Below are 20,698 nucleotides of genomic sequence, written 5' to 3' on the forward strand. Positions count from 1 at the left end.
GTCACGGTCACCGGCAACCGGGAACCAGGCGGTCCCGTGACCGTGCGGGTGTCGTGCCGCGTCGCCCCCAGCCGAATCACGGTGTCTTGTGCGCGATAGTGAGCCGGGTCCGGTACTGCTTGGTGACTTCTCCGTTGTAGACGTCGTCGATCAGATGGGTGATGCACTCGAACAGGCCGGCGCGTGCCTGCGGTGCCATGGCGCGATGCCCGGAGTAGGTCATGAGCAGGTTCAGGTATTCGCGAGCGGTGTAGGTCTGTTGCCACTCGTAGCGCCGGAATTCGGCTGACCCGAATCGGGCCGAACGCTCGAACTCTGCCGTCTCCTCGACGGTCTGATCATCGCTGGTCAGACGCATGCCGGGCGGTGTCGTGGGGTCGAAGCGTTCGTAGCATCGTTGTGCGTCAGCGAAGAAGGCGTTCGTCCCCCCGGCGATATGGTGGGTCGAGACGATGCCGAGGGCTCCGCCGGGACGCAGGAAGTCAGCTGCCTTGATCATGCGCACTTCGGGATCAAGCCAGTGGAACGCGGTCGCGGAGAGCACCGCGTCAAAGGTTCCGTCCGAGGTCTGCCAATCCTCGAACGCTGTCGCGACGACGCTGACGTTCGGGAAGTGTGCGAGGTTGCGTCGGGCGACGGCGGCCATGTCCGGGCTGAGGTCCATGGCGACGACATGGCATCCCATTCGTGCCAGGGGCAGGGTCGCTTGGCCGGTGCCGCATCCGATCTCCAGCACCCGAGCGTGTGGACCGAGACCGGCGAGCGTGGCGAGGTCGGTGAACAGCTGGGGTGGATAGGTGGGACGGCACTGGTCGTAAAGTTCGGCGTCCTGGCCGAACGTGGTGCGCAACATTTCTCGGTTGGTGTCGGCCATGTTGGCTGGTTATCCCTTCAAATCGCGCAGGCTGGGCTATCGAAGGGGTGCGAAGCCTGCGGGTCTCGGTTTCCGCGACCGCGGTCGCGGTACAGGGCGTCAACGGCCCCAACACTTAGAGCCATCTCGAGGAGCACCGAGATAGAAAACTGCAGTCGATCTACTGGCGCAAACGCGCGCCGATCTGCAAAAACGCTTGCCATGATCTGACAGCGTTCCGCTACATTTGCGACCCTCGTGCGGGCTGATTGCAGACTATCCGATCTTGGTTGCGCGCCGATCGCGCACCGCCCGCCCGGCAGCCGAACCGGCATTGACCGCTGGTGCCGACGTTCGGCAACCCCCGGCATGACCGCACCCACCATATTCGGTGCAAGCCGCGAAGCGGCGCGGCAGTAGCTACGGCTTGGCCCTTGGCCTATCGATTACCCCATCGCGATTGACCTCCTCCAAGTTCGTAGTATCACCGGCGATACTGAACGGAGTATCGTGGGAGGTGTGGCGGACAGACTGGCGAAGATCTTGGCGGAGATGCGCCGGAACCCGAACAACGTCCGATTCGCGGACCTGCTGTTCGTCTGTCGGCACTACTTCGGAGAACCACGATCGCAAGGCACTTCGCACTACGTGTTCAAGATGCCGTGGCCCGGCGACCCCCGGGTCAACATCCAGGACAAGAGCGGCAAGGCAAAGCCCTACCAGGTCAAGCAGGTGCTGACCGCGGTCGAGAAGCTGGGGGAACGATCGTGAGCGTGGCGGACCACTACACCTACCGAGTCCACTGGTCAGCCGAAGACGGCGAGTACGTCGGCACCGTCGCCGAGCTGCCGTCGGTCTCCTGGCTCGCCGAGGACCGCATGGAAGCCTTCATCGGCATCCAACGCGTCGCCGAAGAGATCGTCGCCGACATGGAGGCCTCCGGCGAAACTCCGCCGGTGGCCATCGCCGACCGGCACTACTCCGGCAAGTTCCAGGTCCGCGTACCCGAAGAGGTCCACCGTCGTCTGGCCATCCGGGCGGCCGAACAGGGCGTCTCCCTCAACGCACTGGCCTCCTCACGCCTGGCAGGCGCCTAATGAACGTAAGAGCCCGTCATCAAGCCGGCGCTCCTAAATCCGCGCGCAGGATCTTCGCCGCGATCAACTCGATCTTCGACATCCGGGGGCGTCGGCGTGCCTCCGTCCAGACCAGCCGGTATTCCCACCGCCTCGGCTGCTCCGAAACCGGCGAACAATCGAATCCACCCCATCGAAGACCCCCGCTGGTGGCTCTCGAGCTAGCGGATAAAGCCCAAATCAAGACCCACGTGCGGTGAAGCGCCGCGTGGGCCAGCATCAGCCTTTCCGCGTCACCAGCGCCATCCCCAGAACTCGCGCTGATACCGGATGACCAGCCCACCGGCCTTGTGCGTACCACAAAGTGTCGTTCCTGCCCGGCGATCGGCGAGGTGGGCACGCCCCGTACCCGTGCGTTGCCAGCTGTTAGCTCGACGTCGAGGGTTGCTCCTCGTGGCAGCACGAGCGTTGTGATACCGGCGAACACCTCAAGATCAACCTCTACGACGTGGTGCGGTACCACCGCATCTGTGAAGTCCAGCTTTACCGAGCCGGCTTTGTTCGTTACCCGCAGCCTGCGGGAAACGACCCACCGGCCCTCCCGCTTCAGAGAACGGCCAGTCGTGCATAGCTGGGCCCGCTCCAGAGCGGGCGGAAACCCCGTTCCACCCGGCAGGTCGAGGAGAAACGGTTCGACCTCTCCGAACCTGCTGGCAGCAAGCACACCCGCCACTCGCCTGTCGAACTCGTTCAAAGTCAGCCGACCCTCGCCAGCCGCCCGAAGAAGACGCTCGACAAGCGCCTGACGGTCGGCATCAGACATACGAACGCGGGCGGGCTCCGGCCGCGGCTCTTCGCTCATCGATGCTCACCATAGTGGCTCCCGAACTCGCCGACACGGAATCCGGGCCCGAGTGGACGGCCTGTTCCACCTCGTCGCCCTACGCGGTCTCCGACGAGGCGAGGCATGCGGGCTGCGCTGGGAGGATGTCGACTTCGGCGGACAGACGGCGACGGTCGTCACCCAGCTCGTCGAGAACAGCGGCGAGAACGAGGAAACCGACATGAAGGTCGTGCAGGAAATGCTCGGCCACTCCTCGCTCTCACTAACCTCGGACACCTACACCAGTGTCCTTCCGGAGGTAGCTCGTCGGGCAGTGGAAGCGGCGGCCCGCCTGATCCCCCGCAAGACCGGGCGAACGCACCGCCGGGCTCACGTCGGGCACACAATGACCCGCACCGCCGAAACCCACGCCCCAGAACGGCGGCCGTAGGCAGGGAAGCGGCAGGTAATGCCGCTTCCCGAACGTGGGCCGGACGTTGCACCATGCGAACCACCAGACCACCGTCACCGGCGAAGCGTTACCGGGACGTTTGACCAGTTCACGGGCGAGCCGGCAGCGTCGAGACGTGAAAGCCGCAGATGCCTGAGCCGCCAAGGTCACACGCGGCGTACGACCAATCCCGGCTTGACCTCGGCCGCCGCGCCCAGGTGCGTGATGTCGTCCGGATCGCTGGTGAACACGATCGCCCCGTACGCCAGTGCCACCGTCACCACCGTGGCGTCGACGACGTCCCGGGTCCCCGCCTTACCGCACAGCACGCCAGCCGTTTTCGCCGTCTCCATCCCCACCGGGAGCACCTCACAGCTGTGCAGGAATCTCCCGAGTTGCACCTGACGACGGGCATCGCGCCAGACCTGGGCCATGACGACGGCGGGCACGAGCAGGCGGCGTCCCTCTTCCAGCGCCAGATGATGGATGACCCACATCCGCCGATCATTGCCGTCGATTGCCAGCAGCACACCGGCGTCGTACACGTACGGAATACTCACGCCGCCGCCGGCCCGGAGACATCGAAAGCTTCCGCGTCCGCCGCAGCCATCTCGGCCCGCGCTGCCGCGAGTTCCTCGAGCGTGAACGCCCCATGCTCGGCCTGCCAGTCCGCGACGACCTTCCGGCCCACCCGGCGCCGCAGCTCACTCTCCGCCGCGCTAGCCACCAGCCGCGACAGCGGAACCCCATCCTCGCGCGCCGCCGACCCGAGGGCCTCGACCAGCTCCTCCGGGAGCGTCACCGTCACCTTCTTCACCGCCATAGGATTACCATACTCTTGTATGGCAGACTCCTGACAGGCTGACTGACGATGCGATCGGAGCAACCACAGCCATCAGCAACGATGGCGGTTTACGCAATGCCTCACTCGACCCGCAAGTATTCGCAGGTTGAAAGGTTGTGGGCCGGACGTTGCACCATGCGAACCGCCCGACCACCGTCAGCAGCAACCCGCTACCGGGACGTTTGACCAGTTCACGGTATGCCAGATCGTCGACAATGAGCGACGAGTGACGTGGAACTTCAAGGTTGACGGCCGATCTCTCGGACGGTCAACTCGCGAACAAAGCGCCCGCTGGAAACTCTCCCCGCTCCCGCCACGAGCCCTTGATCTTCGAGGCGATAGCGCCCACGGCGGAGTCGAAGCGCCCGTCCTGCCGAGTGGCGCCCAACCGCAACCAGGCACCGCGGCGATACCGACGACTTCGCCGGCGACACATCGAGGTGGAGTCACTTCCCGGGCAGGTGAACCGCCACTGCGTACTGCTGATGGGCGTCCGTCGTGGATGCAGCGACGAGCCGGCGTCACGACAACTGATGGCTCGATGCGACAGCGTCGGTGAGCCCAGTGGCCGCGGCTCGCGCCACGTGACTCGGGCGGCACGGTTTCCGGGCTCGGGCGACCGGGCGCGCCGTTGGACGCCGGGCCGAGCTTGCCCGTCTTGGAATTTCGGTGGCGCCACAGATAGCCGGTCCCCCCGTAAGTGGCCGGCACCCGGAGCGGCGAAGACTTCTCCGCATGACAAGTTCAGGGGCTTGCACCCATTTGTCAGTGTCTATCGTGGAGCCGGGATGGGCCCGGCACGGGGAGGCACCAGATGCGTCGACGAAGACTGCCCGCCGTTCTGCTCACTTCAGCCCTGGTCGTCGGGGCGTTGCAGGCACCGGCGGCAGCTGCTCCGTCCACGAGCACCGGCACGCCCGCACAGGTGAAACCCGGCTCGGTCACGCTGATCACCGGCGATCGGGTCGTTACTCGTGGCACGACCGCCACGATCCAGCCCGGTCCGGGGCGTAACAGGATCCGCTTCCTGAGCTACACGGCCAGGGGCCACCGCTACGTCATCCCGTCCGACGCGCTCGCACTCCTGCGCGCCGGACGGCTCGACAAGCGGCTCTTCGACGTCAACGAACTCACCACCCAGGGCGGCAGTGACCTTCGCCTGCTCGTGACGTACGCCAAGAACGGCGCGAGCGGCGCACGCAGCGCGATCACCGCCGGCGGAGCACGGGTGACACGGGACATCGCCCCGGTGAAAACCCTGGCGGCGAGCGTCGACACCGCCGAAAGCACGTCACTCTGGTCCGGCCTGACCAGCGGTACGGCGAAGGCGAAAGCCCTCAAGCCCGGCGTGCAAGGCGTCTGGCTGGACGGCAAGCGCAAGGTGACGCTCGACCACAGCGTGCCGCAGATCGGCGCGCCGACCGCCTGGCAGGCCGGCTACGACGGCACCGGCGTCACTGTCGCGATTCTCGACACCGGCGTCGACGCCACCCACCCGGACCTGGCTGGAAAGATCGTCGGCGCGGAGAACTTCACCACCACCGCGTCCACCGACGACGAGGTCGGGCACGGCACCCACGTCGCCTCGATCATCGCCGGCAGCGGTGCCGCGTCGGGTGGCCGCTACAAGGGTGTCGCCCCCGGCGCCAAGCTGTTGATCGGGAAGGTGTGCGAGACCGAGTTCTGCGACGACTCGGCGATCCTGGCCGGCATGGCCTGGGCGGCCGCGCACGCTCCCGTCGTCAACATGAGCCTCGGCGGCGGCGACACCCCCGAGATCGACCCGCTCGAGCAGGCCGTCAACGACCTGACCGCGCAGTACGACACGCTGTTCGTGATCGCGTCCGGCAACGCCGGCCCGAACTCGGTCGGCTCGCCCTCGACCGCCGACGCGGCGCTGTCGGTCGGCGCCGTCGACCGTGACAACCAGATGGCGGACTTCTCCAGCACCGGCCCGCGGGCCGGCGACCACGCCCTCAAGCCGGAGATCACCGCGCCCGGCGTGGACATCGTGGCCGCCAAGGCGAAGAACGGATTCATCGGTGACCCGGCGCCGGTCGACGGCTACGTCGCCCTCTCCGGCACGTCGATGGCCACCCCGCACGTGGCCGGCGCCGCGGCGATCCTGACCCAGGAACACCCCCGCTGGTCGTCGAGCCTGCGCAAGAACACGCTGATGGGTTCGGCCGAGCCGACCGCCGGGGTCAGCGCGTTCGACCAGGGCGCCGGCCGGGTCGACGTGGCACGGGAGATCACCCAGACGGTCACCGCCGACGAGGGCAGCCTCAGCTTCGGCCTGCAGTACTGGCCGCACGGCGACGACAAGCCGGTCACCAGGACCGTCACCTACCGCAACTCGGGCACGGCCGCGGTCGACCTGACCCTGTCCACGCCGACCGCGCCGTTCACCGTCGCCGCCACCCACCTGAGCGTCCCAGCCGGCGGCACCGCCAGTACCACGGTCACCGCCGACACCAGCAACCCGGCGCTCGCCGACAAGCTGTACGGCGACCGCCTGGTGGCCACCGCCACCGGCGGCCTCCGCGTGGTCACGCCGATCGGCGTCGACCGCGAGGTGGAAAGCTACGACGTCACCGTCGAGACGATCAACCCGGACGGTACGCCGAGCCTCGACCACTACGCGTCGCTGTTCAAGCTGGACGGCACCGGGTTCTACGACGTCTACCAGGCTCAGGGCTCCGAGAAGCTCCGCCTGCCGAAGGGCACCTATGGCGCGTTCGTGTGGATCAACAATGCGGAGGCCGAGACCACCGCGATGCTCACCCACACCGAGCTGGTCGTCAACGGACCCGCCACGATCACCTTCGACGGCCGTAAGGCCAAGCCGATCACCGTGACCGCGCCGCAAGCCGGCGCGGGCGTCGTGCTCGCCGCCGTAAACGCGGATTGGCTGCTCGACGATTTCGGTGCCGGGGCGACCACGCTCGGCGCCGACTTCACCTCATTGTCCGCGGCGCCGGCCTCCCCGGTCGCCAAGAACTACTTCCTGGCCAGTGTCAACGGCTCGTTCGCAGACCCGGGGCCGGCCGGCACGTTCGAGAACAGCACGTGGAGCACCGACCTGGCGTACGGCCAGCGCGGCAAGATGTTCAACGGCCTCACCAAGAAGCCGCGGCTGCGCGACCTGGCCACCATCAAGGCCGACTACTCGGTGTCGGCGACCGGGGCCGATGGCGTACGGAGCAACTTCGCCCAGTTCGACGAGCGATCCAGCGGCTGGGCGGCGGCCGTGCCGTTCGACCTGCCCGCGCGCCGCACCGAGTACCTGAGCGTCGAGGCGCCCTGGGTGCTCGACTTCACCCAGCAGAAGCCTGCCGCCACCGAGCAGGACCACCCGGAGCTGATCACCGACCAGACCGCCAGCGCTGCCACGTTCCGTGCCGGCCACACTTACCATCAGTCATGGAACACGGCCGTGTTCGGCCCAAACGTCACCCAGGCATCGTGGGAGGGCGGCTGGGTCAGCCGCCAGGGCGACCACCTGTTCGCCGCCGTCCCGCTGTTCGGTGACGGTGCCGGCCACCCCGGCTGGTCCACGGGCGACAGTGAGGTGGTCGCGCTCTACCGGGGCAAAACCAAGATCGGCGAGGGGACCGAGTACGACCTGCCCGCCGGGCGGGCTACTTACCGGCTGGAGGCTGCGGCCAGCCGCGGCGCCCCGCACCTCTTTTCCACCTCGGTGAAAGCGGCGTGGACGTTCCGATCCGGACACGTTCCCGACACGACGTACACGCGGCTGCCGATCTCGACGATCCGCTTCAGCCCGCGTCTCGACGTCAACAACGCGGCGCCCGCCGGACGCCGCTTCGACATCCCACTGACCGTCGAGCAGCAGCCCGGCTCCACGGCCGGTAAGGCCCGCACGGTCAAGGTCGACATCTCCTACGACGACGGCAAGACCTGGCACCGCGCCGACGTACGCGGCTCCGGCAACAGCCGGACCGTCACGGTCAACCACCCGCGCGGCACCGGTTTCGCCTCGCTGCGCGTCTCCGCCACCGACACGCGGGGGAACACCGTCACCGAGACCGTCATCCGGGCGTACGCCCTGCGCTGACACCGTCGGGTGACACCGGGCCGGGCCGCTTTCGGCTCGGCCCGGCCAGCCCGCGCCCACCACCGGTACGCCTCGATTCAGTGCGCACCATCAGGCTACGGAAGGTCCAGAATCCCGATCGCCTGCCGCAGCCGGCCACGGTGACAGATCACCACGATCCCCGACGAACGCAGATCCACCTTCCGGACCACCAGCGGCACCCCGGGAACCTCGGTACCGAACGGCACCGCCCGACTGTCGCTCTCGTATACCGGCTCAGCTGACGCGGGCCAGTACCGCACCTTCCCGAATAGAGTCAACGACGTCTACGTCTACGTCGACGGCGACCGTGGTCTTCGACGTTGCGGCGTGCAGTTCGATGGACCTCACTACCGCCAGACCGGAGGGCGTGCCACCGTCCAAGACCGTGAGTTCGTCACCGATGCGTAGGGCGTCACCCTCCAGTTGCCCGGTGACGAACAGCCAAGGGCGGCTCGACAAGCGGTGCACTCGCTCGATGGTGAGCCGGGTCATGCGCGGTTCCTCCTCCATGTCTCGACGAAGCCTTCCTCAGCGCCGTATGCCTCATCCTCCAGGGGTCCCGTCGTGGTCGTGATCCGGCCATCCTCGTGCTGGCGGACATGCACGCTTTCGTGCCCGAGAGTCCGTACCAACGTCTCCTCATCCTGGAACGCCGCAGGGCCCAGCTGGACGCCGAGCGAGTCAGTTCTGGCCACAGCACCCTGAAAATCGAGGTAGGCGATATCGTCGGCGTTCTCGACGACTTCGACCGGCACTCCCCGAAAATCAACGCCAGCCATTTCGGCATAGCGCTGAACGGTGTCCACGGTTCTCGGTAAACCGACATTCTGCTCAAGAACCTCACGATTCGACAATGCGCCGGACCGCGAGTACAAACTCACGCCACGCGGTGCTGCCGAGCTTGCCGGTTCGCTGCGGCTGAGTCGTGCGAGTAACTGATTCAGCCGGGCGAGGATGCCGGCGAGTTCGTCGAGTTTGCCGTTGAGGCGGCGCAGGCTGTTGAACAGGGCCCGGATGAAGTGCTGGATCCGGTTGACCCACTTGGCGACCAGGGTGGCGACCTGAGCGGCCACCACCGGAGTAGCCAGGCCCAGTGTGACGCCCTCCTCGGCGAGCCACTGCGGCAACCGCACGGCGAGCGTCGCGACGAACTGGGCGACCAGATCCCGCACGATCTCGCGGACCAGCCCGACCAATAGACCGGCGCCTTCGACCGCATACGAGATCGCGTTCGTCACGGTTGCTATCCCGTCGACCGCGGCGAGCTGCTCACCAGCATGGGCGCGATAAGCGTCGCCGGACGCGCCGAACCAGTCCGTGGTCTGCGCGCGGACCGCAGCCGCATATTGCCGGTGGGTCTCCGCGGCAGAGGCCGAGACGTTGCGCCAGGTCGCCGCATGCGCGGCGATCTCGTCCGGCTTACCGGCAAGCCAATCCAGGGCATCATTGAGCGGTTTGACGTGCTCCATCAGCCAGCCGACACCCCAGGCGAACAGCGAGCCGAGCGGATCGACCGCCGCCGCCAAGGCATCCAAGCTCCCACCGACCCCGCCGAGCGTGGCATCGACCCAGCTGTTGTTCCGGATGCCGTCGCTGATCTGCCGGGCATCTTCGACCAGCCCCAGCCCGGTAGACCAGGTATTCGAACTCTGCGCCCGCGCGACCAGCGGATTGTCGCTCACAACAGCGGCTCAGGGTCTCGGCCCGCCTCGGTCAACCGGCCAGCGCTGTCGACATCAGTGGCTTCGATCGTCGCCGCTGTGGCATTGAGCTTGAGCGCCGTCTCCGACAAGGCGTCCACCGCACCGTTCAAAACATCCACCGCACCGGTGAACAACGGATTTAGCAAGCCGGGTAAAAATTGGCAGATCTCCCCGTACGCCTGCCGGTCCATGCTGACGTCACGCACCGCTCGCCGAGCCACCGCCATCCGCTCAGCGACTTCGCTGACCGCGGTCGCGTGCTGCCGCACCACTTCCGCCGGAAACCGCATCCCGGCGCTCATCGCTCGTCCGGCCTGTCCGGCACCGGAAACCTGGCGTCGAACGCATCGATCACCACACGGCCGGCCTCCCTGTCCGCACCAACCGTCGCCTGCTCGTCCACTCGCGCCGACAACACGGCCTGCGCCCGCCGTATCATCGCCACGATCTCACGACCCAACTGCGGGCTGGACAACTCGTGCACCCGATCGTCCAGGTCAAGGGTCTCCATCTGGCCCGACGACCCGACCGTCACCCGGATCGCCCCGCCACGGCCCTCCGCCGAACCGGTCAACGCCGCCACACGCCGCGACAACTCGACACTCCGCTCGGCCCGCGCATCAACCTGCGACACCCACGAATCCAGCCACTGCTCACCAGCGTCAAGATCGTTCACTGGCGCCCACCTTCACCGCCGACCAGCCCACGCTATCGACACCGCACCAGGCAAAGAAGACGCCCGAGCCCGGAATCTCAGAATCCCGAGCCGCCGCCCCGACCATGCCTCCGGAACCGGCTCACCACGCAAACGACACCTGGTCGCCCAATGCCACATTCGGCGACCATCAATGCACTGGTCAACCGGGTTGTGGGCCGGACGTTGCACCATGCGAACCACCCCACCTTCGTCCCGGGCACACCGCTACGGGGACGTTTGACCAGCTCACACGGCAGAAAAGCGGTCCTGGAATCGCTCTGACACGTGACCGCGGAATCGCGCAGACCTCCGCGAGGCACTCACCGGGCTAATCGAAGAGTTCGGAGTTCCCCGCGAACTCTCCGTCACCGTCGCTGCCTGATGCCTCCACTTCCCGCCGTCTCCGGCACCCGCGTCGTCCGCGCAGCGACGTCGGCATGACGATCGAGCAGCTCGCCCCCTGAGACCCATCGCCACGGCGGAAGTGCCACCCTGGCTCTCCGACAAGATCTCCAGGGTGCCGTCCAGCATCGACCACTCGCCAGGGGCGGCGACACGGCGCAGCGCCGCCACCGCGGCCAGCCCGTGCGGCGAGTCGGCGTGCTCAGCGGCTGCCAGTCGCATCACGGGAATCGGGCGACACGGTGTCCGGGTTCGGGCGACCCGGCGCGTCGTTCGGCGCTGGGCCGAGCTTGCCGATCTCGTAGCCGTCGGGGTAGGTCTTGGTCTTGATCCCGTCGCTGAACCTCGGGGTGGCCCTGGGCTTGCCGAACCAGCGCAGGATGCGGGCTCTCGTCCGGAGCCCGGCATGCAGCCCGGCGCGCACCGGCCACACTGCCGTGGCCACCCGTGTAGCGGCCCTGAGATTGTCGTCGTACATGGCACTGACGAGCGTGTTCCCCAGCGGGGCGAGCACGGGTGGGATGCGGTTGAGCATCAACTGGCGGGTGGCGCGTTCGATGGCCGCGGCGTCGTCATTGGGCTGCAGGTGAGTGGCGTCGTAGGCGTCGAACCAGGCCTCGATCTCGTCGTAGGATCCGGGAATGTCGGTGATGGCCATGCGCTGGCCCAGCTCCCGGTAGAACAGGTAGGTGGCGCGGCGCTCATGGCAGCAGAGCCGCCGCCAGGCGTAGCGGTCCAGCCATCGGGTCGGAATGATGATGAGACAAGCCAGGACGTACAGGTAATGGTCGTTGGAGATGCCGTACGGCCGGTGGATCTGGTTGATCCGCCGCAGCGCCTCACGGCCGCGGAACTGGTCGAAGCCGTTGAGTACCATCTCGTACATCAGCACGCCGGTGTCGTCGATCCGCTTCTGGGTGCGCTCGGTCAGCTCGCCGGTCGCGGTGTGCACGGCGGCGATCTCCGGCAGCGAGAAGGACCGGTTGAACGCCAAGTTCAGGCCGAGCTTCATGTCCCACGGGAATTCGTAGCGCAACATCGTCTGGTAGATGGACAGGTAGTCGCGCTCCGGGTCCAGCGCACGAGTCCGCGTGAGGTTGTCGTATCGGGCGGTCATTGACGGTTGCTCCCGAGGTCAGAGGTGGAGGGCTCGTGGCCGGGGTGGGTGGCACCGTGACGGAGGCGAGAGTACAGACCTTCTCCGGCTGGGTGTAGGCACCGGCAACCTCCACCTGCCAGGCGAAGGACCTCGGCGCCGAACGGCACCGCCGGACTGTCCTCAATCATGGTGAAGGGACCACTGAGCTGCTCGTGCTCGTCATGGCAGTCCACAACCGCCTCGGCGGCCAAGGCATCGAGCTCGGTATCACTGAGCGAAGACACCCGCGCAGGATAGAGAACCGTCTCCGGCGCTTCACCAACAGCCGACGACAGCGAATCGCCGGGTGGTGGTTCGCACGCGAGTTGAATGTGGGGCGGGCGGGACTCGAACCCGCGACCGAGGGATTATGAGATCGAAAACCGCAGTCGATCTACTGGCACAAACGTCCGCCGAGCTGCGGAAACGCTTGCCATGATCTGACAGCGTTCCGCTACGTTTGCGGCCCTCGTGCGGGCTGATTGCGGACTCTTCGATCTTGGTTGCGCCCTGCTCGCGCACGCCCGCCCCGCAGCCCGCCGGCACTGACCGCCAGTGCCGGCGTTCGGCAACCCACGGCACCACCGCGCCCACCCTATTCGGTGGCAAGCCGCGAAGCGGCGCGGCAGTCCAAATCTCGCTGACGAAGACGACTGCCTGGCAACGCATCGCCGGTGGTAGAGAGCGCCATAGGGCGAGAGCGGCCGGGACGTCATCTGAGTTTGCGACCTATACAGAGCTGGCCAGACGGCCACCCTGTCCCGCCCTACTAGGCTGCCACGCATGCCTCTGCCCGCTGATCTCCAAGCACGCCTGAACGACCCCAGCTTCTGGCGAGCTTACTTCTTCGAAGACGAAGGCATCGAAGACGAAGGCGAGGATGTCCAAGACGACGAGGAATCGATCGTCGTGGAGTTTCCGGTCGGAGGCGGCTACGCCCTCACCCTCGACATCTGCGTCGGACTCCACATGGTCAATCTGGCGATGCGCACGCCTGACAGCCCTGAGACACTGGAGTTGGGATGGGACGACGAGGCGCACTGGCATCCCGACGCGCTGCGGTGGGCTGAGCTCGACCTGATCGCCCGAGCCGCTGCCACCCTCGACCATACGCTTCGACACCCTGGGCCTGTCCTGGCCCTCGCCGCTCGATTCGTCGTCCTCGACGCCGGTGATGACCTTGACGCAATCACCCCGATGATGGACGCCGCTTTCGGGCCGCCGCGCGCACCCCAAGTCGGGGTCGACCCCATGGCACCCACGCTGGACATCGACTTTGATCGGCCCGTGCCAGCCGAACCGTGGTGGCCCAAAACCCGAGACTGGCTGCACAGAGCCGACGGGCGGCACAACGGGGTGGCATGGCGCCATGGCGACGACGGTGTCTGGACAGTTGAGCAGGACGAAGCGAACAACGCCGATCGGGACTTGTACAGCCTGCGCTGTCCCGGCGGCAGCTTCCCGTTCACTGCATGGGCAAGACTGGTGACTGCGGCCGAAGCCACCCTTGCAGCAGCCAGCCTGCCCATGCCTGAAAATTCAGCGGAGCAGTGCTGGATCGACGAGGAGCGCACCAGCGCGCCCCGCGGCTCACTCATCGCGGCACGATTCGGCCCTAGCCCGCTACGAAACTCTCGCCGCTACCTGCTCGATCTGCACCTGCCAATGGAGGGTCGACCGAACTCCTATGCGGTCGCGGTACGCACCGACCTGGACCGAACGCTGCGAGAGGCCGACCGCGGTTGGGCGGAATCCGTCGGCTCCAGTTCGACTCCCGGCCGCGGGCTGACCGAAGTCTGGTTCAGTATCGGCATCGTCGATAGCCTGGACGCCGGTGTCGCACTGATCAGGCAGGTACTGCGTCGGCACGACACCGACTCGGCAGTCCGCCTGACTCGCAATCGCGAGCTGATCCCGCTGGACTGAGGAACACAATGCCGGCGGGCCGGCCGATGCCGGCGCTTGCGCCGCCAGCAGGCCGAGCCCGGCCGGCAGCGCCGCGCTTGCGCGGCGCCTTGATCCATAGGAGACCAATTCGGCAATACGGCAACCTCACGGCGAATCGGTCCACCGTTACCGCCAACAAGATTTGGTGACATCGACAGTACGGTATATTATTCGGAGCCGGTCCGGTCCGATGACAAAGGGAGCCTCGATGCCACCTAGCGCCGACTGGGATGGGGCAGAAAAAATACTGCGCGTTTGGCTGCGACGAACACGCGAAGGACAGCACATGCAGTACGAGGCAGCGAAATACTTTCGCCGGGCACACTACGTTATAGCCGTTCCCGTTCTTCTAATTACCACCGTTCTAGGAACCGCTACTTTTGCCAACATAACTAACTCCGTAGCTGCCACAACCAAGGTTTGGTTCGGCTCACTAACGCTTCTCGCCGCAGCGCTGGCTGCATTACAGCTCCACTTTCGTTACCTCGAACGCGCAGAGAGGCACAAAAATCTCGGCGCGCGGTATGGAAAAATCCGACGCGAAATCGAGGCAATACTCGCTTTAACCAAGGCAAGCCGCGGTGACGCCAAGCAAGTTTTGAGCGACGTGCGCTCCGAACTTGACAGGATTAGCAACGAGGGAGACTCTGTTTCGCGTCGAATTTACAAAAGGACGCTCAGAACTCTAGCTCTACGGGATCAGACCAAGCAGAAGAGGCCGGAAACTCTACCCGCCGCCTAATATTGCATGGCGCTACGCCCAGACACCCTTCATATCTTGTAGCAAATCCTCCGGAATTCCGTTACTCTTCCAAACTTGACTCAACGTTCTTGGGGCATTCGAGAGTCGCTCAAATATGGCGACGCTCTCCGGCTGGCTGACCATCAAGTATGTTCCGAGTGCCGCCGGAGTACTTCCCGGACCGTACTCTCGGTAAACATTCTCTAGATCGGCTCGCATCTCCGCAGCAAATTGACCTAGCTTATTTGCATACGCGGCCCGTTCGCTTTCGCGCACAGACTGGAGAACGACGGCCGACACCTTGCGGGTCAAGTCTGCGTCATAATCAGCTGCACAGAACGCATAGAAGATACGTTCCAACTGGGAGACGAGCAGGTTTAGGTTCCGATCGCGGTCGTTCGCCATGGCCCTCACCGCCCGTTCTACTTCGCTGTCGTACAGCTCCACCAGCGCAAGTAGACGATACAGTGACCGTCTGACAACTTTTGGCAACCGTGAAGAAGGCTTATATAGGTATGAGTGCGACATTCGCGACCAAAGGTTAGCCGCTTCGGTACGGATTTGGATTTCGCAAGTCGGCTTGCCTTCCACGCCATCGGACGCATCGAGCCCAGGAGGAACGGCCACTTGCAGGTGAAGCCTCGGGTACCTCAGCTCGTTGTCAGGAATATCCATCCGACGGTCGTCTGTCACATACACGGGTTCACCGAACAACTCGGACACGAGATCGCAAGCCACGTCAAGGTCAAGCGTGTGACCGACTACGATCCTCAAACCGATCTTGTCATAAACGTCCGCCCAAGGATCCACAACGTCTTTGCTGCTCAGTGCTTTCAGGACGTAGCTACTGACCTCCTTCGCTCGCCCTTCGACAACACAATCAAGGTTTTTACTGATCGCTCCATGGCGAATCTCAGTAACCAGATTTTGAGCAGTTAATTCGTAACTGGGACGGACTCTGGCATACCGCTCCCTGGCTAACTCTATGATAGTTGACACGGCTACTCAGCTTCACTCGCACTCGGCCTGGATTGATCGCTTCGCGGCCTAGCTTCCTTAGCTTCACCCACCAAAGTGATCTGGGTGCGCATGTCGTCTAATTCTTCGACATCGACACTCCCATCCTCAAGCGCCGAGAGAGGGAAGTAAACTACAGCACCGCTCGTAAATTTGAACTGCATTCTATCTATGCGGCTAGCAATTAGGCCTTTATCCTTGTTGAACATTTTTGGCACATTTCGCGACTCCAGATAGTTGGAGTAATCGTCCGCATCCCCATCAGCATCCATGTTGACCTCCGCAAAACGATCGGTAGACAACTGAGGATTCTGGTTTTGCATCTCCGCCATAATGGCGATAGCATACCTTCCCCGGGAGCTTGGATTTACTACCCGAGTGTTAATCCACTCGAAGCTCGTCTCGAAAAAGCGTTTTGTAATTTCCTGCGGTTCTTCGAGATGGCGACATCCGAGATAATCTTCTAGAAAGAATGCGGCAACCCGCCCACTCGCTCCCTGCTTATCAGCAACCCAACCGTTCAACATTCCCTCTGCCATACCCGAGCGCGCGAATAGCCCTACCTTGAACACGCGCGAGCGGCTGGTCAAGAACAGGTCGCGAAGATATTCCATGTCGAAAACCTTCTGACCGTTCTCATTCGTGGGCTGGGCACGTAAGCCACGCTCCTGCTCGAACTTCACAATGAGAATTCCCGGCACACCAGAAAGCCTGCAATCTGCAACAAGCAGCATTCCGCCTGAATTAATACCGGTTTGCACCTCTCGCAACGCGGTCGCAAGCTGCCGCGAAGTGGATACGAAATCGCCACCAGATGCCGTGAGAAAATTTGAGATAATCCCAGGCACCTTTGACACGGTATTCGGATCCTGCGCAACCTCGCGTCCCGCCGATGAGAGCTGCAGACGCATTCGCGCTTGAAGCTCCTCGCGAACGCCATCCTGAAGGTTGCAGGCTGCATCGCTAAGCTGAAGTGGCTCCGCTGCGTCGTCTCCTTTTTTCGCCTTTGGAACGATATGCATGATTACCTGAGTAACTTCTAGGCGGCGAAAAGAGGCGCTCATCAGTGACCCCTAAAGAGTAGAAGGCTGCGAGTCGATCGCGGACGGCTCTGAGCCCAGGGCAAGGAGGGCCCATTATCTTGCCAACTGTCGATCCAGCGTGTCCGATAGCTGACAGTAGCCATCGGCAATCCTTCTGTGATCATAAGTTTGTCCTGTCACAACGAGCCGAATGTCCATAGTTGACACTGGCTGAGCGCATCGTGCGCCTGGCTCAACTCGGCGAGACAGTCACCTGCGTATGCCGCCAGAGGGGTGGCTGTCGCTCTATCTAGACCGCTGCGAAGACGGCACTCACCCTAGTGACCGAGCCAGGTCTCGCCAGCGTCTGGGCAGGTTCCGCTCAGTGCCTAATATCGCAGCGCGCAGTAGCCGTAGGGCGATAGGTGACGGCGAGCTGTCGGTTTGGCTAGACCCGCGCCGCTTTTGCGACCGTCATCCATGCAAGGACACGATCAGGATTAGCATCCGTCATCTCGCCAATTTGGCGCTCAACCTTCGTGAAGGGATACACCGAGACGATACGGATCGCCAAGACGGCGGCGTCGTATGCGTTTTCACCACTCATGCCGCGTGGATCGATATACATCCAACGATATGAGCCGCTAGCGATGATGTTGCCGCTAGAGGCGTCGCCGTGGCAGAGGCCTGGAACGTGGTCATGAGTTAAGTCGGTTAAAAGGGCGAGCGCCGATTTCCGCTCGCCGGCCGGCGCAACAGTGGTGCCCGGACGCAGGTCGGTCAGGTTGCCGTCTTCGAGCCGGGCACGGAGCCAGTCCAGCACTGAGGGCATGTCCGGCAGCGGCGCTGGCTGGTCACGCATCATCGCCAGCGGCGCGAAGACTGCGTGCGGGCTAACGGTTGCCGGGTCTGTTCGGCTGAGGGGGGTACCTGGTAGGACTCGATCGACGACGGTCCAGGTCCCGTGATCAGTAGTGACGGCCTCGTGGATCTGGGGTCCGGCGCCTAGGTTAGCGAGCGCAGTTGCTACGGCTGCCTGCTCGCGGCCTCGCGGGTCTGGGCTGCTACGGAGTACGAGGGGGCCGTGTGGGGTGTCGACAGCGGCGACGAAGCCGTAGCGGGCTGGGAGGATGCGGCGGGGCGCTGCCTGGTAGCGGTCGCAGAGGGTTTGGAACTCTTCGTGGACGTTGGCGGCCCATATATCGGCGATGTCTGGCCAGCGGCGTTGGATGTTGGCCAGCACGTGTGCCGGCAGGGTGAGTTGGTCGGTCATCGGGTCGGCATCGTGGGGACGGTGTGCAGCGCCTTGGCGATGGCGTGCATGGAGTCGATCACTACGTCTGCTCCGGCATCGGTGAGTCGCTGGTGTTTGCCGGGCTTGTTGGCGTAGCCGACGGTGGGGATGTGGGCGGCTTGGCCTGCTTCGATGTCGGTTACCGAGTCGCCGATGAAAATGGCGGTGTCTCGGCTGGCACGGGCGGTCGTCGGGCCGCGTTCCACCAGGTACGGGTTCGGCTTGAGCAGGCGCGGGTCCATGCCGTCGTAGCGAGCAGCGATGCCGTCTATGCAGCGGAGCAGATCGTGCTGGTGGAGGTACGCCTCGATAGCTTCGCCGCTGTTGTTGCTGACGATGGCGACCGAGCGGCCGGCGGCGTGAGCTGCGCGGAGCACGTCGGCGGCTCCACGCGTGGGAGTAGCCGACGCGACGGCTTTCACCTCGGCGTCGCGGCAGGCGTCCGATACCTCGCGGAGAAGGTTCTCGTCGGCGACCGCAGCGACCGCTACCAGGATCTCCAGCGGGTCGAACGGCAGGTCAGTGAACGGCTGCGCCAGGTCGGCGCCACCGAGCTGCTGCGCGAGGGCGCGCATTTCCTCGGCGATGGTGCGGGCGGGGTAGCCGGCGAAGACGGAGCAGATGGGGCCGTCGAAGTCGATCAGGAGGCAGTCGGCGTTGGTGAGCAGGTCGGTGAGGTTCACGGCGTGTACTCGTGGGCGATCGTGGTCCAGATGCTGTCGAACCAGGCTTGGGACTGCTGGACGAACTGGTCGCCAGCGTCGCCTTCGTCACCCGTGATGACGTAGTGGAAGAGCGGGACATCTTTGCCCAGGACGTCGAAGATCGGGACCGGCTGTTTGTCGATCGAGACGGTGTTGCGGACGACTGGGTAGAAGCCGAAGAAGACCTCGTCGCGGTTGATGATGTAGAGCTTGGACAGGACCGTCGTGCCGTACGCGCGGACCTCGGTCGTGGCGTTGCGAACCAGGCCGAGCGTCGCGAGCTCGCTGACGGACTCCTCGATCGCCTCGGTGTGGCGGCGGGCGATGCGGGCGGCGCGTTGGCGGACGGCGGGGTCGTCGCCGGCCGGCTCGGCGCGGGAGGGGACCACCGCGGGCTGGGTCAGGTCCGGGAGCAGGATGCGGATCGCGATCGACTCGGGCGTGAGGCGACCGGCGCGGATCTTGTCCAGCGGCTCTTGGATGGCGCCGTGCAGGGTCTCGCTGGAGAAGCCGGCGAAGTCGAGCGTGATGTGGGATTGCTCGAATGCGGCCTCGATGTGCGGGCGCAATCCGACCGGGCGGTCGGTCTGGGCGCGGACGAACGCGCCACTCCCTTGCCGGCTGACGATCAGGCGGTCGTCGCGCAGGATGCGCAGCGCGGACTTGACGGTCTCGCGGGCTACGCCGTAGCGGTCGGCCAGATCGTTCTGGGAGGGCAGGCGTTCACCTGGGGCGAAGCGACGCGTCAGGATCGCCGCGCGCAGCACGTTGGCGATCTGCTGTGAGGCCGGGCGGGCGTCGTCCGGCTCCAGGTCGTCGAGGTCGCGAGCTTCCACGTTCACGTCGGACAGCTTAAGGCCTGGCTAGCCAGGTTAGGGATTTCAGGTCATAGAGGGTTGCGCGCACTTAGCGGCACCTCTTATGGTCGACATGGCTAGCCAAGCCAGTCAAATCAGTCCTCATTCGACTTGATCGCCGAGCGTCACCCGGCTGACCTTGTTCTGGCGAGGGCGGTCGGCGCCGAGGCGGGCGCGTCTTCATATCCCAGCCAGGGATGCCCGCCTCGGTGCCTCTCCACGCTGCTGCGGAGGTCCGGTGATGCCCGAACCGCTCGATGCCGGCGGGCAGACACCGCCGATCAACCCGCCCACCGATTGCGCCAGCCCGCTCATCTGGCGGCTGGCCCGGCGCCTGTACGCCGATCATCAACCCGGCCCGGACGGCTGGTGCCTGAACTGCCGGCCCGCAATCCTCTACCCCTGCGTTGCACGCCAGTTCGCGACTTCGGTCTTGCGAGCGCGATGGGACGTACGGCGGCCGGTCCGCACATCGCCAACAAAGGTCACCACTGGTGACCGGCATTCTGTCGATCTCTACCCCGCCGCGCCTGCCGGTCCCGGCTGATCAACTCGTCGGCCGGGTCCTCAAGGTTCCGGCCGGTGATTGCCGGTATCGCGATGGCGTCCTAGTCCTGCTCGTGCAACGGGTGCGACTCGACATCTCCCAGTGGTACGGCGGCCTGTGGATCTGGCTGGAAGGCGACGAACTCATCGGCGGCTACCGGCTGCGATGGACACAAGGCCTGGTGCACGTCGCCGCCTGCCACCCGGGCGTCAATGCCGAGCGGCGCGGAGCGTAACCGGGATGCCGATCGAGCCGGTACCTGCGAAGTACGCGCACATCGCCGACGCGGTGCAACAGCGGATCGAGCGAGGCATGTACCCGCCGGGATCGATGCTGCCCAGTGAGTCCCAGCTCGTCCGCGAGTTCGATGCATCCCGATCGACAGTGGTCCGCGCTCTGGAGTACCTGCGCCAACTCGGCTACCTCGAAGGCGTACAGGGCAAGGGTCGGCTTGTCCTCGGCGTTCCTCAGCGTCGCTCATC

Annotated in this window: 22 protein-coding genes and 1 pseudogene; 8 read left to right on the forward strand and 15 right to left on the reverse strand. The window is 65.0% G+C overall.

Annotated elements, in window-relative coordinates; translation table 11 throughout:
* Positions 1-76: 76 nt before the first annotated feature.
* Positions 77-874: a class I SAM-dependent methyltransferase gene (locus Asi03nite_RS34935; RefSeq protein ID WP_203684800.1), complete on the reverse strand. Its 798-nt coding sequence runs from the start codon at positions 872-874 to the stop codon at positions 77-79.
* Between the two features lie 498 nt (positions 875-1,372).
* Between Asi03nite_RS34935 and Asi03nite_RS34940 the strand changes: the two genes are divergently transcribed.
* Together Asi03nite_RS34940 and Asi03nite_RS34945 are read left to right on the forward strand one after the other, a co-directional pair.
* Entirely contained in the window at positions 1,373-1,624 is a 252-nt protein-coding gene (locus Asi03nite_RS34940) for a toxin HicA (RefSeq protein WP_239103151.1), read from the forward strand.
* Positions 1,621-1,950: a type II toxin-antitoxin system HicB family antitoxin gene (locus Asi03nite_RS34945; RefSeq protein ID WP_239103152.1), complete on the forward strand. Its 330-nt coding sequence runs from the start codon at positions 1,621-1,623 to the stop codon at positions 1,948-1,950. Before Asi03nite_RS34940 ends, Asi03nite_RS34945 begins: the two co-directional genes overlap by 4 nt.
* Positions 1,951-1,969: 19 nt before the next feature.
* On the opposite strand, the gene Asi03nite_RS34950 is transcribed toward Asi03nite_RS34945, so the two are convergent.
* On the reverse strand, positions 1,970-2,791 hold the full coding sequence (locus Asi03nite_RS34950; protein WP_203684801.1) for a DUF1707 SHOCT-like domain-containing protein: 822 nt from the start codon (positions 2,789-2,791) through the stop codon (positions 1,970-1,972).
* A gap of 52 nt (positions 2,792-2,843) precedes the next feature.
* Between Asi03nite_RS34950 and Asi03nite_RS34955 the strand changes: the two genes are divergently transcribed.
* Complete coding sequence (locus tag Asi03nite_RS34955; protein WP_239103153.1) at positions 2,844-3,203, forward strand: site-specific integrase; 360 nt, start codon at positions 2,844-2,846, stop codon at positions 3,201-3,203.
* Between the two features lie 167 nt (positions 3,204-3,370).
* Here Asi03nite_RS34955 and Asi03nite_RS34960 read toward each other — a convergent pair whose 3' ends face one another.
* On the reverse strand, positions 3,371-3,748 hold the full coding sequence (locus Asi03nite_RS34960; protein WP_203684802.1) for a type II toxin-antitoxin system VapC family toxin: 378 nt from the start codon (positions 3,746-3,748) through the stop codon (positions 3,371-3,373).
* Between the two features lie 11 nt (positions 3,749-3,759).
* Positions 3,760-4,026: a ribbon-helix-helix domain-containing protein gene (locus Asi03nite_RS34965; protein WP_203684803.1), complete on the reverse strand. Its 267-nt coding sequence runs from the start codon at positions 4,024-4,026 to the stop codon at positions 3,760-3,762.
* Positions 4,027-4,861: 835 nt separating this feature from the next.
* On the opposite strand from Asi03nite_RS34965, the gene Asi03nite_RS34970 reads away from it, so the two are divergent.
* Positions 4,862-8,125: a S8 family serine peptidase gene (locus Asi03nite_RS34970; protein ID WP_203684804.1), complete on the forward strand. Its 3,264-nt coding sequence runs from the start codon at positions 4,862-4,864 to the stop codon at positions 8,123-8,125.
* 95 nt (positions 8,126-8,220) lie between these two features.
* Here Asi03nite_RS34970 and Asi03nite_RS38700 read toward each other — a convergent pair whose 3' ends face one another.
* The 6 genes from Asi03nite_RS38700 to Asi03nite_RS34995 all read right to left on the reverse strand — a co-directional run bounded on the left by Asi03nite_RS38700 (position 8,221) and on the right by Asi03nite_RS34995 (position 12,065).
* Complete coding sequence (locus tag Asi03nite_RS38700) at positions 8,221-8,352, reverse strand: hypothetical protein (RefSeq protein WP_275409521.1); 132 nt, start codon at positions 8,350-8,352, stop codon at positions 8,221-8,223.
* Between the two features lie 28 nt (positions 8,353-8,380).
* Complete coding sequence (locus Asi03nite_RS34975) at positions 8,381-8,638, reverse strand: hypothetical protein (RefSeq protein WP_203684805.1); 258 nt, start codon at positions 8,636-8,638, stop codon at positions 8,381-8,383.
* Positions 8,635-9,828 carry a hypothetical protein gene (locus Asi03nite_RS34980; RefSeq protein ID WP_203684806.1) on the reverse strand — a complete coding sequence of 398 codons (1,194 nt, stop codon included), beginning with the start codon at positions 9,826-9,828 and terminating at the stop codon, positions 8,635-8,637. Before Asi03nite_RS34980 ends, Asi03nite_RS34975 begins: the two co-directional genes overlap by 4 nt.
* Positions 9,825-10,151, reverse strand: coding sequence for a type VII secretion target (locus tag Asi03nite_RS34985; RefSeq protein WP_203684807.1), 327 nt, complete (start codon positions 10,149-10,151; stop codon positions 9,825-9,827). Before Asi03nite_RS34985 ends, Asi03nite_RS34980 begins: the two co-directional genes overlap by 4 nt.
* A complete protein-coding gene (locus Asi03nite_RS34990) occupies positions 10,148-10,525 on the reverse strand; it encodes a YbaB/EbfC family nucleoid-associated protein (protein ID WP_203684808.1) in 378 nt (125 codons plus the stop codon). The genes Asi03nite_RS34985 and Asi03nite_RS34990 overlap by 4 nt, the downstream gene beginning before the upstream one ends.
* Positions 10,526-11,150: 625 nt before the next feature.
* Positions 11,151-12,065: an oxygenase MpaB family protein gene (locus Asi03nite_RS34995; protein WP_203684809.1), complete on the reverse strand. Its 915-nt coding sequence runs from the start codon at positions 12,063-12,065 to the stop codon at positions 11,151-11,153.
* Between the two features lie 804 nt (positions 12,066-12,869).
* On the opposite strand from Asi03nite_RS34995, the gene Asi03nite_RS35000 reads away from it, so the two are divergent.
* Both Asi03nite_RS35000 and Asi03nite_RS35005 read left to right on the forward strand, forming a co-directional pair.
* Positions 12,870-14,012: a hypothetical protein gene (locus Asi03nite_RS35000; RefSeq protein ID WP_203684810.1), complete on the forward strand. Its 1,143-nt coding sequence runs from the start codon at positions 12,870-12,872 to the stop codon at positions 14,010-14,012.
* 229 nt (positions 14,013-14,241) lie between these two features.
* Positions 14,242-14,775 carry an SLATT domain-containing protein gene (locus tag Asi03nite_RS35005; protein ID WP_275409522.1) on the forward strand — a complete coding sequence of 178 codons (534 nt, stop codon included), beginning with the start codon at positions 14,242-14,244 and terminating at the stop codon, positions 14,773-14,775.
* Positions 14,776-14,787: 12 nt separating this feature from the next.
* On the opposite strand, the gene Asi03nite_RS35010 is transcribed toward Asi03nite_RS35005, so the two are convergent.
* From Asi03nite_RS35010 to Asi03nite_RS35030, 5 genes are all read right to left on the reverse strand, one after another.
* Positions 14,788-15,774, reverse strand: coding sequence for a RelA/SpoT-related domain-containing protein (locus tag Asi03nite_RS35010; protein WP_203684812.1), 987 nt, complete (start codon positions 15,772-15,774; stop codon positions 14,788-14,790).
* 2 nt (positions 15,775-15,776) lie between these two features.
* Positions 15,777-16,856, reverse strand: a complete 1,080-nt coding sequence (locus Asi03nite_RS35015; RefSeq protein ID WP_203684813.1) for a nucleoid-associated protein — start codon at positions 16,854-16,856, stop codon at positions 15,777-15,779.
* Positions 16,857-17,262: 406 nt separating this feature from the next.
* A complete protein-coding gene (locus tag Asi03nite_RS35020) occupies positions 17,263-18,087 on the reverse strand; it encodes a phosphotransferase (RefSeq protein ID WP_203684814.1) in 825 nt (274 codons plus the stop codon).
* The gene (locus Asi03nite_RS35025) at positions 18,084-18,791 is read right to left on the reverse strand and encodes an HAD family hydrolase (RefSeq protein WP_203684815.1); all 708 of its coding nucleotides are present in this window, start codon (positions 18,789-18,791) and stop codon (positions 18,084-18,086) included. Before Asi03nite_RS35025 ends, Asi03nite_RS35020 begins: the two co-directional genes overlap by 4 nt.
* Positions 18,788-19,654: a winged helix-turn-helix domain-containing protein gene (locus Asi03nite_RS35030; RefSeq protein ID WP_203684816.1), complete on the reverse strand. Its 867-nt coding sequence runs from the start codon at positions 19,652-19,654 to the stop codon at positions 18,788-18,790. The genes Asi03nite_RS35025 and Asi03nite_RS35030 overlap by 4 nt, the downstream gene beginning before the upstream one ends.
* A 509-nt stretch (positions 19,655-20,163) precedes the next feature.
* Here Asi03nite_RS35030 and Asi03nite_RS35035 point away from each other — a divergent pair.
* Both Asi03nite_RS35035 and Asi03nite_RS39050 read left to right on the forward strand, forming a co-directional pair.
* Complete coding sequence (locus Asi03nite_RS35035; RefSeq protein ID WP_203684817.1) at positions 20,164-20,451, forward strand: hypothetical protein; 288 nt, start codon at positions 20,164-20,166, stop codon at positions 20,449-20,451.
* Positions 20,452-20,528: 77 nt separating this feature from the next.
* Positions 20,529-20,612 (forward strand): annotated as a pseudogene (locus Asi03nite_RS39050) (GntR family transcriptional regulator); the annotation flags it as partial.
* Positions 20,613-20,698 lie beyond the last annotated feature (86 nt).

It is taken from the genome of Actinoplanes siamensis, assembly GCF_016862395.1.
GTDB lineage: Bacteria > Actinomycetota > Actinomycetes > Mycobacteriales > Micromonosporaceae > Actinoplanes > Actinoplanes siamensis.